Genomic DNA, 15,044 nt, shown 5'->3' on the forward strand with positions numbered 1-15,044 from the left:
AGGAAGCGTTTTGAATGGAAGCACTAATATTCTTGATTATTACATCACTGGTGGGTTACCTTTTCAAAAATAAAGATGATGATGCTTCAAAAACAACGCCTCCAATTAATCGAAAAATAAAGCGTGTTGATCCATCAACACCAAATCGTACGCGTCAAAAAGCAGAAGAATATACACGTAAAGCGATTGGCGAGCTTGAAGGCAAGGTGCCTAGGAGTATGCAAAAGCGTGCCGCAGAGACGGTTGATAAGGCATTGCCAAAAGCTCAGGAATTGATTGAAAGGCAATCGGTAGGAAGAACGCAAAATCCTATTTTTGAAAAGCATAAACATACCACAACTGTACCTGCAGAAATAAAGAAAACAGTTGATAAGAAATCAACCGGTTTCAAATTTCCACAAAGTACAAATGAAATGGCAAATGCCATCATTATGGCTGAAATTTTAGGCCCACCAAAATCTAAAAGATAACACATGACCTCCTCCCTTCTAGCATATGCTAAAAAGAGAGGAGGTTTTTTATGTCGAAAAGGCTATTGCAAATAGTGCCGCTGATCGAAATCGAAAACTTCCAGGGAATTCGAATCAGAGGGGATATATTGCTAGAAGCTATTCATGATCATCAAATGGTATTCATTCATGAAAATTTTAAGATAAAGATAGAAGCTGATTCATTTCATGTCAATCTTCTCCGAGATGAATTATTGGCGCTTGATATGAGCAATGTAAAAAAAATTGAGCTTACCAGAATTGAGGATTAGGGATAATGAAAAAAAGCAGAGATTATCGTATGATAGAAATTTGCATAAAACGCACAAAGAAAGTAGAAGCTTTCTTAAATGCTTTAACTAAAAATAATATTATACTTAGAAATTTACGTCTTTCTGAAGAAGAAGTCCGATTTGAAACCATTCGGAAGCATCTAAAAACGATTCGAAGATTGCGTTACCAATACGGTGTTACCTTTCACATTGAGTCTTTAGATGATAATCAAATTTTAAGGAAAGAATGGACTGTATTTGCCGGCATTTTGATTTTGCTCTTCATACCATTTTTCTTTTCACAATGGATTTGGCAGGTGTCCATCGACAATGCGACTCCTGAGCAAGAAGATGAATTATCTGAAACGTTGCATGATTTAAACTTAGACGGCCCCATTATGAAAAAAGATAAACCGGACGATTCAGTAATTCGGCAATATATCCTATCAAAACATCGGGACCTTTCATGGGTTCATATCCATCGGAAAGGCAGCAAAATGAGTTTTGAGCCATTAAATGCACCAGCTGTAGATCAAGAAGAAGAAAAGAGTTCAATGAAAGGTGAATTATATGCTAATAAAAGTGGCGTAATTACACACTTTAATCTACAAAGGGGAGAGCGAGTAGTCGATGAAAATGATGCAGTAAAAAAAGGAGACCTTTTAGTAACTGGTATTTTAAAACAAGGTGAAAAAGCAATTTATTATGGTGCAGATGGAGAAGTGTATGCGGATTATTGGATTGAGTCAACATTTACTATGCCCAAAAAAATCACATACGGAACAATGGGTGAAAAAACGTATCATTTTAGATGGGCAAATGAAAAGAAGAGCCCATATGAATGGAAGGTCGTAAACTTACCAAAATGGCTATCTTCAATAGGTGAAGTATCTATTGAGCAAGAACAGATTGACAAAAAAGTAACACTTGATAAGAATGCGGTAGAAGATATGATTGTTCCCTTGCTACATCAAAAATATTTACGGGACTTGCCGCCGAAAACAGTCATCAAAAAAGAAAAACTTTTGAATGTTACCATTGATAATGATACAGTAAAAGGGAAAGTTTTATTTTTAATAAATGAGAATATTGCGGTAAAAAGTGCGATAACCAAGGAGATTGAGAATGACAGAACAACAACCGATCCAACTCAAAATGCAAGATCCGAATGAAGCAGTCATGCTACTTGGCATATCGGATGCCAATTTGAAATTAATCGAAGAAGCTTTTCAAATCCAAATGATTACCCGTGGTGACAGTATTGTCATTGTCGGTGATGAAGAAAATAAACAACAAGCAAGTGAGTTAGTTGAACAGTTGCTGAAAGTGATCCGTAAAGGTATAAATATCAATCAACGTGATGTAGTCTCAGCTCTTGAAATGTCCAAAAGTGGTACAATGGAGTACTTTTCTGAGCTATATGATGAGGCGATTGGCCGCAATACAAAAGGAAAGATTATCCGTGCTAAAACCATCGGCCAGCGAGAATATATCCAAGCGATTCGCCATAAGGATTTAGTTTTTTGTATAGGGCCAGCTGGTACAGGTAAAACATATTTAGCTGTCGTGATGGCGACACAAGCTTTAAAAAATGGGCATGTAAAACGTATTATTCTAACAAGACCAGCTGTTGAGGCTGGAGAAAGTTTAGGTTTCTTGCCAGGCGATTTGAAAGAAAAGGTAGATCCATACTTAAGGCCTCTCTACGATGCATTGCATGATGTTTTAGGTGCTGAACAAACTGCCCGTATGATTGAACGTGGCACCATTGAAATCGCACCTCTTGCCTATATGAGAGGCAGAACACTGGATGATGCGTTTGTGATTTTAGATGAAGCACAAAATACAACAGAAGCACAAATGAAAATGTTCCTTACTCGTTTAGGATTTGGCTCCAAGATGGTTATTACAGGAGACGAGACACAAATTGATTTACCTCACGGTGCTAAGTCAGGTCTCATCAGCGCTGAAAAAACATTGCGCTATGTAAAAGATGTTGAAATTAAGTTTCTAGAGCAAGCTGATGTAGTGAGACATCCACTTGTTGCAAAGATTATCCAAGCATATGAACAACAAAAATAAAAAAGAGTAGCGAATCTCTCGCTACTCTTTTTTTCTGGAATTCAATACTCTAGAGGTGCATAGCCAAGCTTAGAAAAAGTTAAAGCCATTTGATGATAGCCCTCTTGGTTAGGATGAACTCCATCTTTTGATAAGAGCGCTTTTTCCTTACCGCTAAAGACATGATAGACATCTGCCACTTTGATATTCTTTTGTTTTGCGAATCTTGAAACGGCGATGTTAAATGTTTTTATTGCTTCATCCGCCACTGGTATATGAGGAAATGGGTTATATAAGTTCATTAATCTCAAGATAGATGGATTTTCTTTATCTATTATCTGAATTTTTTTGATGATTTTAGAGTAGTTCTCTTGAGATTGTTGCATCGCATGAATCACACTTTCTTTGTCATTATGCCTTAGAAGATTCTTTGCTGCATTAATTAAATCATTTCCACCTGCTGTAATCGTGATAATGTTTGCGCACTTAATAGCTCTTCCAACAGTTGGGGAATCGAGCATATTTAATATATCTCCTGTGGTTGCGCCAGACTTTCCGAATTTGTGAAGATAAATACGCTTTTCCAATGTATGCTCACTCAGTTTTCTATAAAACTCTGGGAATCCTGAATTGAGGAAAGGGATGCCGATTCCAGCAGTAAGGGAATCACCTATTGCAATATATTGTAAAGAATTGTAAGTCATCATACACCTCGAGTCTTTTCTTTATTTTTATATCTTATGACTTTTTTGACACAAATGTGCCTAAAGGTTAATTACTCAATGTAAGGACATGAAAAAATACATAAATAAAGAAGGATAAGATTTCGATGAAAGTGGAGAAAAATTAAGTTATGAAGAAATAGAGTGCTAAAATTCTATCTGAAGGCAGTAATAAGAAAATAGAAGAGTGTTTATATGGAATTATCTTTGTCATGATTTCAATCGATGAATCATAAAAATGTCCACCAGGAATAGATAATGTTATTAAAAATTTAAAATAGGGAGTATTGAATTTCAGTAACTGGTTTAGCTTAATGTAAGCACTAATGTTAGTGATATGAAAAGGGGAATTGAAAGAGCATAAAACAAGAAATATCAAGAATGGTGAATCCACCATTCTTTTTTATTTTATAATGAATATGGGAGTAGGCTATATGAAGCAACGCACAACCACTAAGAGAGCTCATTTAGATGAAAGGAACTCTATTTAATTTAAATGGAAATTTATTTAATTTTTTTAATATATTATCCTTTATCACCAAAATAAAGCTGGAAAATCTTTGCCTAATTGGTATAGTAATATTAGATGGGAGGCGCTTTAATGAGTAATTTTATTCGGACATTAAACAGATATATACGTTTTCCTATACTTTTAGCGATTCTGTTAATAGTAGCTGGCATTCTACAATTTGCTTTGACAGTTAATGATATAAAGGGAGAGCATTATGATCTAAAGTTATTTCAGCTGTCACCTGAAACAATAAGATCTGCCAAAACGGTAGAGGATACCGAAAAGACAGAAGCAGATCGAGAAAGAATTGCATCTGAAGTAAACCCTGTCTATACCTTTTCAACAGAAATAGGGAAGAATCAAGTAACACTGTTGAAAACTACCTTTGATTACATAATAGAAGCAAAGCAAAAGGTTGAAAAAGTAACAAAAAAATCTAAAAAAGAGGATCAAATAAATAAATTAAGAGCAAAACTAGACAAAATTGATCAAAGTGGACCAAGTGTAAGGTTGACTGAACAAGAAATTGTCACATTGCTTGCACAGGATGAAGATGGTTTAAAGAATACGCAAGATGCCTTAGTTTCAATTGTTAGCAAGCAAATGGCAGAACCGATTAGGGAAGAACAACTGACTGATGCGAAGGGAAGTGTGGAGCGATCGGTTAGAGGAAGCTTTTCGATACCTGATGCTGTTCGTACGATCGCCATTACACTCGCAAGGTCGTCGATAGTTGCGAATGATAAAAGAGACGGAAGGTTGACCAAAGAGCGTATTGAACAAGCGAAGGCAAATGTTGATCCAACGCGTATACTACAAGGGCAGATTATTGTACAGGAAGGCCAATTAATTGACCGTGAAGTCTATCATCAATTAGAAATTACAGGCATGCTGATTAATCAAAAATCCCCAAAACCAATTTTAGGATTAGCATTATTCGTTTTATTGCAAATGGCTTTCTTTTATATTGCTTTATATCATGAGAGAGATGATAAGGAAACTAAAACGCGCCATGCTATGATTACAATGATTATTTATTTGGCGTCTATCATCGTAATGAAACTATTAAACCTAATATCTAGCGAGTTTGATGTAATCGTAGGCTTTTTATTCCCGGCTACTATTTTGCCTATGATGTTCCGTATCCTAATTAATGAGCGTATTGCTATATTAGCAACAATTATGTCTGCAGCCGTGGCAGGAATTATATTTCAAAAAGGCTATTCTTCTGTACTGCAAATGGAAGTTTCGCTTTACATTATTTTTAGCGGTTTGGCGAGTATTTACTTTATGCGCAATGTTAGAAAAAGATCAAGCGTAATGACAACAAGCTTGGGAGTCGCTTGTGTGAATATTGCATTTATCGCATTTTATCTTCTTTTATCGCAGTCGAATTATGGACCGAAAGAACTGTTGTTTTATCTAAGTGCCGCCATTGTTTCAGCTATTGTATCTGGTGCTTTAATGCTTGGTTTATTGCCATTCGTCGAATCAGCTTTTGGTATGCTGTCGACTTATAGGCTAGTGGAGCTTTCCAATCCAAACCATCCATTGCTCAAGAAAATTTTAGTCGAAACACCAGGCACATATCATCACAGTGTAATGGTTGCAAATTTAGCTGATGCTGCCTGTGAAGAAGTGGGGGCGAATGGTCTTTTAGCTCGTGTCGGATGCTATTATCATGACATTGGTAAAACAAGAAGGCCAGGCTTTTTTGTTGAAAACCAGATGGGCAGCAATCCGCATGATAACTTGCCGGCAGTAACAAGTAAAGATATTATTATCGCCCATGTAGAAGATGGTGTTAAAATATTAGAAAAGCATAAAATGCCAAAAGAAATTGTCGACATTGCAAGACAACATCATGGGACAAGCTTAGTGAAGTTCTTCTATTATAAGGAGAAGAAAGAAAACCCTGATGTGAATGAAGCGGACTATCGTTATGCAGGACCGAAGCCACAAACGAAAGAAATTGCTATAATAAGCGTAGCAGATAGTGTAGAGGCAGCAGTGCGTTCGATGAAAAATCCATCTGCTGATGCTATTCAACAGCTGATCCACAGCATTATCCAAGACAAATTACAAGACGGCCAGTTTGATGAATGTGATATATCCCTTCGTGAGTTGCAACGAATTGAACATGTATTTTGTGAAACATTAAAGGGGATCTTCCACTCGAGAATTGAATACCCGAAGCCAGAATAAGATGAGGAGATAACATATGAGCTTGAACATCGACTTTTTAGATGAAACAGAAAAAGTAAAAGAAAAAGATATTGAATTGGTTGAAAAACTATTGCAGCACGCTGCAAAGATATTAGCGATTGAGGATGAGGCTGAATTATCAGTAACATTTGTTACTAATGAAGCGATCCATGAAATTAATCGTACCTATCGTCAAAAGGATGCACCGACAGATGTTATTTCTTTTGCTTTAGAAGAAATAGGCGAGGGAGAAACACCAATCATTGCGGAAGGCATGCCTCGCGTGTTAGGAGATATCATTATTTCAACCGACCGGACAATTGAACAAGCAGAGGAGTATGGACATTCTTTTGAGCGTGAACTCGGCTTCCTTGCTGTTCATGGTTTCTTGCACTTGCTTGGTTATGACCATATGAATCCTGAAGATGAGCGCGTAATGTTTAGTAAACAAGATGAGATTTTAAATTCATTCGGTTTGACTCGCGATGAGAATGGACATTCGTAAATTTTTCCGTTCGTTTACATTTGCAGCAGCGGGGGTTAAGCAAGCATGGCGCGAACAGAATTTTCGTTTTGATATATTTGCGGGATTGCTTGCCATTTTTTTAAGTATTTTTACTGGCTTATCACAGATGGAATGGATTGTCGTTATCCTGTTGATTGCCTTGATGCTTAGCTTAGAAATGATTAATACGGCGATTGAGAATGTAGTTGATCTTGCTTCGCCTGATATTCACCCGCTAGCTCGCGCTGCAAAAGATATTGCGGCGGGTGCTGTATTTGTTTTTGCCTGTGCGAGTGTTATAATCGGAATACTCATCTTTTTGCCAAAGTGGATGAATCTATGAATTTGAGGTGTATAAAATGGAGAAACAACAATTAATGGACCTTGCGAAAGAAGGAAGAGAAAAGGCTTACGTTCCCTATTCAAAATTTAAAGTGGGAGCAGCCTTATTAACAGAAGATGGCAAAGTCTATCAAGGCTGTAATATTGAAAATTCTGGGTACTCTATGGCGAATTGTGCTGAACGTACTGCTATTTTCAAAGCAGTTTCAGAGGGAGAAAGAAACTTCAAGGCAATTGCAGTGGTTGCAGATACAGAAGGACCTTGTGCACCATGCGGAGCATGCAGACAGGTTATGTCTGAATTCTTCCCAAAAGATATGCCAGTATACTTAACTAATATGAAAGGCGATGTACTTGAAACAACTGTTGCTGAGTTGTTACCAGGCGCCTTTTCACCGGAGGATTTAGTGAATGCAGGAAAATAAAGAATTTAAATCAGGATTTGTTACCATAGTAGGGAGACCCAATGTAGGGAAATCAACATTTTTGAATCGAGTTATCGGGCAAAAGATTGCAATCATGAGCGATAAGCCTCAAACAACCCGTAACAAAGTGCAAGGTGTCTATACAACTGAAGATGCCCAAATGATTTTCATCGATACACCTGGAATCCATAAGCCAAAGCATAAGCTAGGCGAATTTATGTTAAAGGTTTCAAAAAACGCATTACGTGAAGTAGAAGCCATTATGTTTATGGTCAATGCAACACAAAAAATGGGTGCAGGTGACCGTTTTGTCATGGAAATGTTAAAAGGGACAAAGACACCTGTTTTTTTAATTGTTAATAAAATTGATGCCGTACATCCTGATGAATTGTTATCAATAATTGACGCATACAAAGCTGAGTTTGATTTTGCTGAAATTATACCTATTTCTGCTCTGCAAGGCAATAATGTGGATAAATTATTAGAAACATTGAAGAAATACTTGCCTGCTGGGCCGCAATATTATCCAGCAGATCAAGTGACTGATCACCCTGAACGTTTTATCATTGCTGAGTTAATTCGAGAAAAAGTATTACATCTTACTCGTGATGAAATACCCCACTCAGTGGCTGTCGAAATCGAAAAGATTGCTAAAGATGAAAACAAAGACCTAGTGCGTATTAACGCATCTATCATTATTGAACGCGATTCGCAAAAGGGAATTATCATTGGTAAGCGCGGAGCTCTTTTAAAAGAAATCGGTACACGTGCAAGGCATGATATCGAAACATTGCTTGGCAGTAAAGTATATTTAGAACTATGGGTCAAAGTTCAAAAAGATTGGCGAGACCGTGCATCGCAACTGCGAGATTATGGCTATCGCGAAGATGAATACTAAACGACTAGGAAGTGAGGACAATTGCTGAACAAATGGGAAGGGATTGTCTTAAAAACCAAAGCATACGGAGAAACAAATAAAGTAGTAACTATTATGACAAGGGAAGTTGGCAAAACAGCAGCTATGGCAAGGGGAGCAAAAAAGCCGCAAAGCCGTTTAGCTGCCATTAGCCAACCATTTGTTCATGGTATTTTCATGATTCAACAAGGTCGAGGTATGGGTACTTTGCAGCAAGGAGAACCCCTTGAGAGCATGCGTCATATACAAGAAGATATCACGGCTACAGCTTATGCAAGCTATGTAGTTGAAATCATCGACCGACTGATTGAATCAGACCGTCCAGAGCCTTATGCATTCGATATAATGGTGCAAGCTCTCCATGCGATTGAGGAAGGTTACGATCCTGAATCGATTGCCATGTTTGTGGAGTGGAAAATGCTTCCCTATACAGGCGTACAGCCAGTATTACATGCGTGTGCTAGCTGCGGAGCAGTGGAAGGGGAATTTGCTTTTTCCTTTTCTCAAGGTGGATTTCTATGCCATCGGTGTTTTCATCTAGATCCGTATCTCATTCGACTAACGCCAACACAGATAAAACTCATACGCATGTTTTATACAGTACCGATCGACCAAATTGGTAAACTGACATTAAAAAAAGAGACAAGGCAATTTATCCGTAAAATTGTGACGACCATTTATGAAGAACAAACAGGCATGCGTTTTAAGAGCCGCTCTTTTATTGAACAATTAGAACGAACGCCATTGTTATTTAATAAGCATATGGACGACAGTGAAAAACCGGATGAGGGCCAACCTGATACAGCATTAAGAACTGATGAGGATAATGAATAAATGCTAAATGCTTAGAGATTATTGAATTTATTGTTATATAAAAAAAGAGTCATTCTTTGTAGGAATGACTCTTTTTTTCATAATTACCTTATGCCTGTATTTATATTCTTTAAAATAAATAAAGATAAGGCATGAACAACAAACGTGCCAGTTACCAATAACCATATAGCTGTTTTATAGCTTTCTAAAGAAAAAGGTAAAACATAACTATCGATTAAATCTATAACAAACCAGCCCAATATAATTAATGGAAATGCAATTCTGTAAGATATGTTCAATATTTTTTCGCCTTGCTCGTTATGATTTTCTCTACTGAATTGGAATTTTAGACTGTAAATTACACTTATAAAAAACGATATTATATATCCGAAAATTGCTATCTTTATCATACTCCCCATTATGTTCTCTCCTTTAATCTCTCACCATATACTTTATATTTAAAAGTTTAAAAATAAATTATGCCTTCATTAATTGTTCCATTTAGTCTAACAAGTCTTAAAGTATTTATATACCATAATTTGAAATTTATAAAATTATATATAATTATAGGGATATTTTATTGTATTATTAAGGGAGAGCTAATTAGTTATAAATAGAGGGATTTTTCAAAAGCAAAAACGAGTATTACGGTTTAAAAATGTCATGGAAAAAGTTTCACATACCTAATAAGAAAAAGGAGCAATGGATTGAAAAAGAAAATAATTTATCGCATTGTTGCTTTCTTTTTAGTGATAGGCGGATGTATCTATTTTTATAATGAATACAAAACAAAAAATCTACTGCAAGATGTATTACATATTGAACAGTATAAAAATAAAGATCGAATAACGATAATGGTTGATACAAAATATGAAAAGATAAAAACTGAAGATCTTATAGTGAGTATTGATGAAAACAACGCAAATTTCAAAAGCCTCTTAAATGTATTAGAAGGTTTGAATATTAAAAGAAATGTTAAAGCTGAACCCTCAGGTACGGAATACATGTTTATCATCCGCCATAATCATCTACCGAATTACGTCTCTATTTATGAGAATGGTGTATTACTATATGAAGACAAAGTTTATAGAATACAAGGACAGGATTCATTGGAAAGATTGCTGAAGATCATAAAAGATTGCTTTCCCGATGGAGACAATTAAAAGACGAGAATAACTCCGAGGAGAAAAATATGAAGAAATGGTTTTTCTTATTCATTTGTTGTTGCTTATTATTAATCGGATGTTCAAATGAAAAAAAAGTAAGCATGAATGGACATACAAAAATCTCAATAGAGCCCTACTCATTAAGTGATAAAGAAGAATCACTAATGATGTATGCTGGAGTAAGCCAAATAGAATTCTTTCAGTTTGATGGTGAATTGGGGCAGATGGATGATTTAGAATTCAAAATTGGGCATTATAAAAAAGGAAAATTTAAAGGGGAATTAACTTCCATGTCAAACATGGTAGAAAGTAAATACAAAAATACTCTTTTCTCCTTTGCCATTGATAATAATATAGATTATAAAAGAACATCTTTAAAGTTGATTATGGGTACGCCATCTGGAATTGCCACTACGAATTTCTCTAATAATATGAAAGGGTATTCTTTTGAATCACTAGTAAACAAGCGTATTATGTTAAAGAAGAACAAACCCGTTTATTTAGCTGCTTGGTACGGGACTTCTGAAAATCATTTAAGTTCGCCCAGCAGTAAAAATGGGGAGCTGCCACAAGGTATTCAGGATGTAGAAGAAACTATTTTATACAGTGTTGTTTGGAAGGCGAAAGATAAATAAAGAATGAAAGAGAGCTTTTGTAAAAGGTTCTCTTTTGTTAAAGTTATTCTGAACTACTATACGGAACAGAAAATTTTGTTGATTTTCCGCACATATCTTTGACTTGCATGTTTAACAACAATATAATATGTGTATATATGAATATATACACATATTATATTGAATAAGAAGGGGGCTTTTCCATTGAAAGAGGAACCGCTATCAAAAGAACCAGAAGATTTGGATGAAGAAAGTCTATTCCTTGTAGCGCAAACTTTTAAAGCTATAAGTGATCCAACAAGGATACGAATCTTAAATTTACTTTGCCAAAAAGAATTCTCGGTCAATGAATTGAGCGAAAAGCTGCACCTAAAACAATCTACTGTATCCCATCAGTTACGTTTCTTAAAAAATCTACGTTTAGTGAAATTTCGCCGTGAAGGGACGACCATCATCTATTCACAGGATGATGATCATGTGATGCAGATACTGCAGCAGACGATTGACCATGCGACGCACAATTAGGAGGGAGTATTATGGCTCATTCACATGATGGACATCAGCATAACCATACCCATGGTGCGAATAAGAAAACATTACTGATAGCCTTTTTCATTATTACAGTTTATATGATTGTAGAAGTTATTGGCGGTTATATGACCAATAGTTTGGCTTTACTTTCTGATGCCGGCCATATGCTAAGTGATGCAATATCGCTCGGAGTTGGCGTAGTTGCCTTTACCTTTAGTGAAAGAGTAGCCAATTATCGTAATACATTTGGATACAAGCGCTTTGAAATCTTGGCAGCTGTATTTAATGGTGTAGCATTAATTGTTATATCCATCTTTATCTGTATAGAAGCAGTCAAACGTTTCGCCTATCCACCGGAAGTTGCTTCAAATGGTATGCTACTGATTGCTATTATTGGTCTGCTTGTCAATATTCTTGTGGCTTGGATCCTAATGCGTGGCGGTGATACGCACGGTAACCTTAATATGCAAGCTGCCTTCTTGCATGTTATTGGTGATATGCTTGGTTCAGTCGGCGCAGTGTTGGCAGCAATTCTTATTATGCTGTTTGGCTGGGATTGGGCAGATCCATTAGCAAGTATTATTGTAGCAATATTGATTTTAGTCAGTGGTTGGCGTGTAACTAAAGATTCTATTCATGTCTTGATGGAAGGAACGCCAAGCAATGTGGAAATTGAAAAGATTATTCAAGTTATAGAAGGAACCGATGGGATTCTAGCCATTCATGATTTGCATATATGGAGCATCACGAGTGGTGAAAATGCGCTTTCATGCCATGCAGTTGTGAATGGTTCACTAACAGTGCAAGAAAGCCAAGGAATCCTACAACACTTAGAGCACGAATTGCTACATATGGGCATTGGCCATATGACAATTCAACTTGAAAATGATGGACATCAACACGGTGACGACATCCTGTGCAACTTAAATATGAATCAAGAAAAACCACATGACCATAAATTGAATTAACTCAATGCTAAAAAGCTCTTCCCTGTAGGGAAGAGCTTTTTAAATATGGGTGCTTATTCTAGGTTAATGTATGGCTTCTACCTCTTCATTCCTGCATACGATAATTTATATGACTAAAATGGGGGAGAACTAACTATGAATGAGTATATTGATTTGCTTGCATACTTTGGTATCGGGAGTGCACATCCTGGAGGGGCGAGTTTGACGAGGTCTATTTTTGAAAAGGTATCAATTAATCAGGACGACCTGGTTTTAGATATTGGTTGTGGTACTGGCCAAACAGCTCAATATTTAGCCAAACAATTTAAATGTAGTGTAACAGCTATTGACCATCACCCTCTCATGGTAGAAAAAGCGAAAAGAAGATTTGCTAAAGAAGATCTACCTGTTCAAGTGTTACTTGGTGATGCAGAAAAGTTAGATATCGAGAGCCAAACGTTTAACTTTATTCTTTCAGAATCTGTTATTAGCTTTACACATGCGAAAGAAACGGTAAAGGAGCTTGCACGCGTGCTCAAAGAAAAGGGTCAATTACTTTTAATTGAAATGGCCGCAGAAGCTTCTATACCTAAATCCATGAAAGAAGAAGTTCAAAAGCTCTATGGAGTTCATGACATTTACACAGGAGAAGAATGGCGTTCCATTCTAGAAGAAGCAGGATTTGCGACTATTGTGGAAATCCAAACACATTCCTCTCTTATTTCAAGCGATCTTGATGAAATGGATTTATCGGAATCTATTCCAATGTCACTCTACGATGTATGGGATGAGCATAATGAAATGACAGAAAAAGTGCATGGGCATATAGGGTATATAGTTTATCTTGCTTCTAAATAATAGGCTACTCCAATCTAAAAGCGGAACCTTTGATAAGCGTATCCGCTGATTTTTGATAGAGTTCATTAGAAGTAAAAGGGCCGTTTTTTTCAACATAAGAATGAACAATATGATAACCGATTGCATATCCGATCCATTTAGTGAAGGGGCTCCTTTTTTGACCATATAAGAATTTTTGATGGGCATCAATACCTGTCAGATTAAGCGAATTGATGAAATGCTCTTTCCATATTTTTTGCAAAGTATCTAGCGAATACAGATTAACCCAGGGGGCAAGCCACTTCTCGCCATATAACTCATTCACCGCATATTCACCAAGCCCTTCCACGACAAGCGATTCTTTTAATGGTGTTATTTTAGGTGGAATATCTATTAGATTAATTCTACACACATGGTTGTATTCATGGGCAAGCATTGCTTTTAATTCTTCCTTATGCAATTCTGTCGATACAAATAAAAACAATGCATTTTTATAAGCCACTCCGTTTTTTCGAAATTGTTCTTTTTCTGAACGCCGCTTTCCTTTTTTAATAGGAAAAATATATATAGGTATATCGGGGCCTTTCCATCTTTTTTTCAATTTCAAAAATTCGTGTTCAATCCTTTTCCATACTTTTTGTTTTTCTAATTCTTCCATCACATATTCTATTCTGTACCAATCTTTCGGGTCAAATAACCCATACTGAAGCAGTTCATACTGAATCGCTTGAGGGGGCAATTTTTCAAATACATTCTCCAATGGTTTGCAAAGTACATCAATATGGTTATTATTTATTTCTTTTATAGAGGTTTCCTTACATCTTTCATTAAAAGTATGAAGCCATTTTTGTGTTTCGATTACTGCCAATCAAATCATTCCTTTACATGTTTTCTATCATCCTAGCCAAAATCATAAAATCTAAAGGAATTAACCAAATGCCATTCCTTTAGATGGCGTTACGCTTTATAACTATCATATGTTGACTCCTAAGGTATGCTGAATATTTTTTTAAATTAGACCTTTGTCCAAAGGGAGAAAAGGGCGAGACATATAATATGGAGGCATACACGTATGTAGAAATGAATGGGAGGAGGCATAGGATGAACGCATCAGAAGCTTATAATATGTGTCGTCGTTACCATGGAAGACATGTGCGGATTACAGATCGTGATGGCAGAGTGCATGAAGGTCATATTACTCGAGTAGACCGCAATATGGTATGGATTCGCCCTCAGGGCGGCGGTGGTTATGGACTTGGTTGGGGCTGGGGCTGGGGCGGAGGCGGCTTTGGCTATGGCATTGCATTAGGTGCTATTACAGGGATCGCTCTTTCAGCTGCATTTTTCTGGTAAAATAATAACTCAAACAAACGTGGAAGAAAATTTCACGTTTGTTTTTTGTTCTTTTATTAATACATAAGATCAGGGCATAAGACTTCATTCATTTTCTTGGTTTACGTGCCAAAACACAACCGTATTCAATTTTATTTAATGGGTATATTAGTAAATATGTAGGAAGGAGGGAATGAAGTTGCTTTGGACCATTATAGGAATACTGATTGTACTTTGGGTGCTAGGTCTTATATTTAAAATTGGCGCAGGCTTAATTCATATTCTTTTAATTATTGCAGTCATCTTGATTATAGTAAAGTTGATTAAAGGCATGGCAAATCGATAAAAGGGGAGCCG

Annotated in this window: 20 protein-coding genes; 17 read left to right on the forward strand and 3 right to left on the reverse strand. The window is 36.4% G+C overall.

Annotated elements, in window-relative coordinates:
- Positions 1-14: 14 nt before the first annotated feature.
- From AC6CHJ_RS05285 to AC6CHJ_RS05300, 4 genes are read left to right on the forward strand one after another with little or no spacing between them, the layout of a single operon-like run.
- Complete coding sequence (locus tag AC6CHJ_RS05285; RefSeq protein ID WP_498287532.1) at positions 15-470, forward strand: YqfB family membrane protein; 456 nt, start codon at positions 15-17, stop codon at positions 468-470.
- Positions 471-520: 50 nt separating this feature from the next.
- A complete protein-coding gene (locus AC6CHJ_RS05290) occupies positions 521-760 on the forward strand; it encodes a hypothetical protein (RefSeq protein WP_066786320.1) in 240 nt (79 codons plus the stop codon).
- A 5-nt stretch (positions 761-765) separates the two neighbouring features.
- Positions 766-1,932: a sporulation protein YqfD gene (locus tag AC6CHJ_RS05295; protein ID WP_498287534.1), complete on the forward strand. Its 1,167-nt coding sequence runs from the start codon at positions 766-768 to the stop codon at positions 1,930-1,932.
- Complete coding sequence (locus AC6CHJ_RS05300; protein ID WP_147193822.1) at positions 1,886-2,842, forward strand: PhoH family protein; 957 nt, start codon at positions 1,886-1,888, stop codon at positions 2,840-2,842. The genes AC6CHJ_RS05295 and AC6CHJ_RS05300 overlap by 47 nt, the downstream gene beginning before the upstream one ends.
- A gap of 41 nt (positions 2,843-2,883) precedes the next feature.
- Here AC6CHJ_RS05300 and AC6CHJ_RS05305 read toward each other — a convergent pair whose 3' ends face one another.
- The gene (locus AC6CHJ_RS05305) at positions 2,884-3,525 is read right to left on the reverse strand and encodes a GDSL-type esterase/lipase family protein (RefSeq protein WP_498287536.1); all 642 of its coding nucleotides are present in this window, start codon (positions 3,523-3,525) and stop codon (positions 2,884-2,886) included.
- 619 nt (positions 3,526-4,144) lie between these two features.
- Here AC6CHJ_RS05305 and AC6CHJ_RS05310 point away from each other — a divergent pair.
- Genes AC6CHJ_RS05310 through recO form a run of 6 tightly spaced genes read left to right on the forward strand, consistent with a single transcriptional unit; the run spans position 4,145 to position 9,281 of the window.
- On the forward strand, positions 4,145-6,259 hold the full coding sequence (locus AC6CHJ_RS05310) for an HD family phosphohydrolase (RefSeq protein ID WP_498287538.1): 2,115 nt from the start codon (positions 4,145-4,147) through the stop codon (positions 6,257-6,259).
- Between the two features lie 16 nt (positions 6,260-6,275).
- Positions 6,276-6,764, forward strand: coding sequence for an rRNA maturation RNase YbeY (ybeY, locus tag AC6CHJ_RS05315; protein WP_498287540.1), 489 nt, complete (start codon positions 6,276-6,278; stop codon positions 6,762-6,764).
- A complete protein-coding gene (locus AC6CHJ_RS05320; protein WP_498287542.1) occupies positions 6,751-7,107 on the forward strand; it encodes a diacylglycerol kinase family protein in 357 nt (118 codons plus the stop codon). The genes ybeY and AC6CHJ_RS05320 overlap by 14 nt, the downstream gene beginning before the upstream one ends.
- A 16-nt stretch (positions 7,108-7,123) precedes the next feature.
- Positions 7,124-7,531: a cytidine deaminase gene (locus tag AC6CHJ_RS05325; protein WP_150284047.1), complete on the forward strand. Its 408-nt coding sequence runs from the start codon at positions 7,124-7,126 to the stop codon at positions 7,529-7,531.
- Positions 7,518-8,429, forward strand: a complete 912-nt coding sequence (era, locus tag AC6CHJ_RS05330; protein WP_147193811.1) for a GTPase Era — start codon at positions 7,518-7,520, stop codon at positions 8,427-8,429. The genes AC6CHJ_RS05325 and era overlap by 14 nt, the downstream gene beginning before the upstream one ends.
- Before the next feature lie 21 nt (positions 8,430-8,450).
- Positions 8,451-9,281, forward strand: coding sequence for a DNA repair protein RecO (gene recO / locus AC6CHJ_RS05335; RefSeq protein WP_498287544.1), 831 nt, complete (start codon positions 8,451-8,453; stop codon positions 9,279-9,281).
- A gap of 83 nt (positions 9,282-9,364) precedes the next feature.
- Here the strand turns inward: recO and AC6CHJ_RS05340 are convergent, their stop codons facing one another.
- On the reverse strand, positions 9,365-9,679 hold the full coding sequence (locus tag AC6CHJ_RS05340) for a hypothetical protein (RefSeq protein ID WP_498287546.1): 315 nt from the start codon (positions 9,677-9,679) through the stop codon (positions 9,365-9,367).
- A 288-nt stretch (positions 9,680-9,967) separates the two neighbouring features.
- Between AC6CHJ_RS05340 and AC6CHJ_RS05345 the strand changes: the two genes are divergently transcribed.
- The 5 genes from AC6CHJ_RS05345 to AC6CHJ_RS05365 all read left to right on the forward strand — a co-directional run bounded on the left by AC6CHJ_RS05345 (position 9,968) and on the right by AC6CHJ_RS05365 (position 13,376).
- Positions 9,968-10,423 carry a hypothetical protein gene (locus tag AC6CHJ_RS05345; protein ID WP_498287548.1) on the forward strand — a complete coding sequence of 152 codons (456 nt, stop codon included), beginning with the start codon at positions 9,968-9,970 and terminating at the stop codon, positions 10,421-10,423.
- A gap of 29 nt (positions 10,424-10,452) precedes the next feature.
- Positions 10,453-11,061 carry a YgaN family protein gene (locus AC6CHJ_RS05350; RefSeq protein ID WP_498287550.1) on the forward strand — a complete coding sequence of 203 codons (609 nt, stop codon included), beginning with the start codon at positions 10,453-10,455 and terminating at the stop codon, positions 11,059-11,061.
- Between the two features lie 183 nt (positions 11,062-11,244).
- Entirely contained in the window at positions 11,245-11,565 is a 321-nt protein-coding gene (locus AC6CHJ_RS05355) for an ArsR/SmtB family transcription factor (protein ID WP_066786355.1), read from the forward strand.
- An 11-nt stretch (positions 11,566-11,576) separates the two neighbouring features.
- A complete protein-coding gene (locus AC6CHJ_RS05360; protein WP_498287552.1) occupies positions 11,577-12,539 on the forward strand; it encodes a cation diffusion facilitator family transporter in 963 nt (320 codons plus the stop codon).
- Between the two features lie 135 nt (positions 12,540-12,674).
- Entirely contained in the window at positions 12,675-13,376 is a 702-nt protein-coding gene (locus AC6CHJ_RS05365; RefSeq protein ID WP_498287554.1) for a class I SAM-dependent methyltransferase, read from the forward strand.
- Between the two features lie 4 nt (positions 13,377-13,380).
- Here the strand turns inward: AC6CHJ_RS05365 and AC6CHJ_RS05370 are convergent, their stop codons facing one another.
- Entirely contained in the window at positions 13,381-14,223 is an 843-nt protein-coding gene (locus AC6CHJ_RS05370) for a DUF2268 domain-containing putative Zn-dependent protease (RefSeq protein WP_498287556.1), read from the reverse strand.
- 233 nt (positions 14,224-14,456) lie between these two features.
- Here AC6CHJ_RS05370 and AC6CHJ_RS05375 point away from each other — a divergent pair, with 233 nt between their 5' ends.
- Complete coding sequence (locus tag AC6CHJ_RS05375; protein WP_066786367.1) at positions 14,457-14,708, forward strand: hypothetical protein; 252 nt, start codon at positions 14,457-14,459, stop codon at positions 14,706-14,708.
- A 178-nt stretch (positions 14,709-14,886) separates the two neighbouring features.
- Positions 14,887-15,033: a lmo0937 family membrane protein gene (locus tag AC6CHJ_RS05380; protein ID WP_147193796.1), complete on the forward strand. Its 147-nt coding sequence runs from the start codon at positions 14,887-14,889 to the stop codon at positions 15,031-15,033.
- The last annotated feature ends 11 nt before the right edge of the window (positions 15,034-15,044 follow it).

The organism is Rummeliibacillus sp. GQ308 (assembly GCF_059759115.1).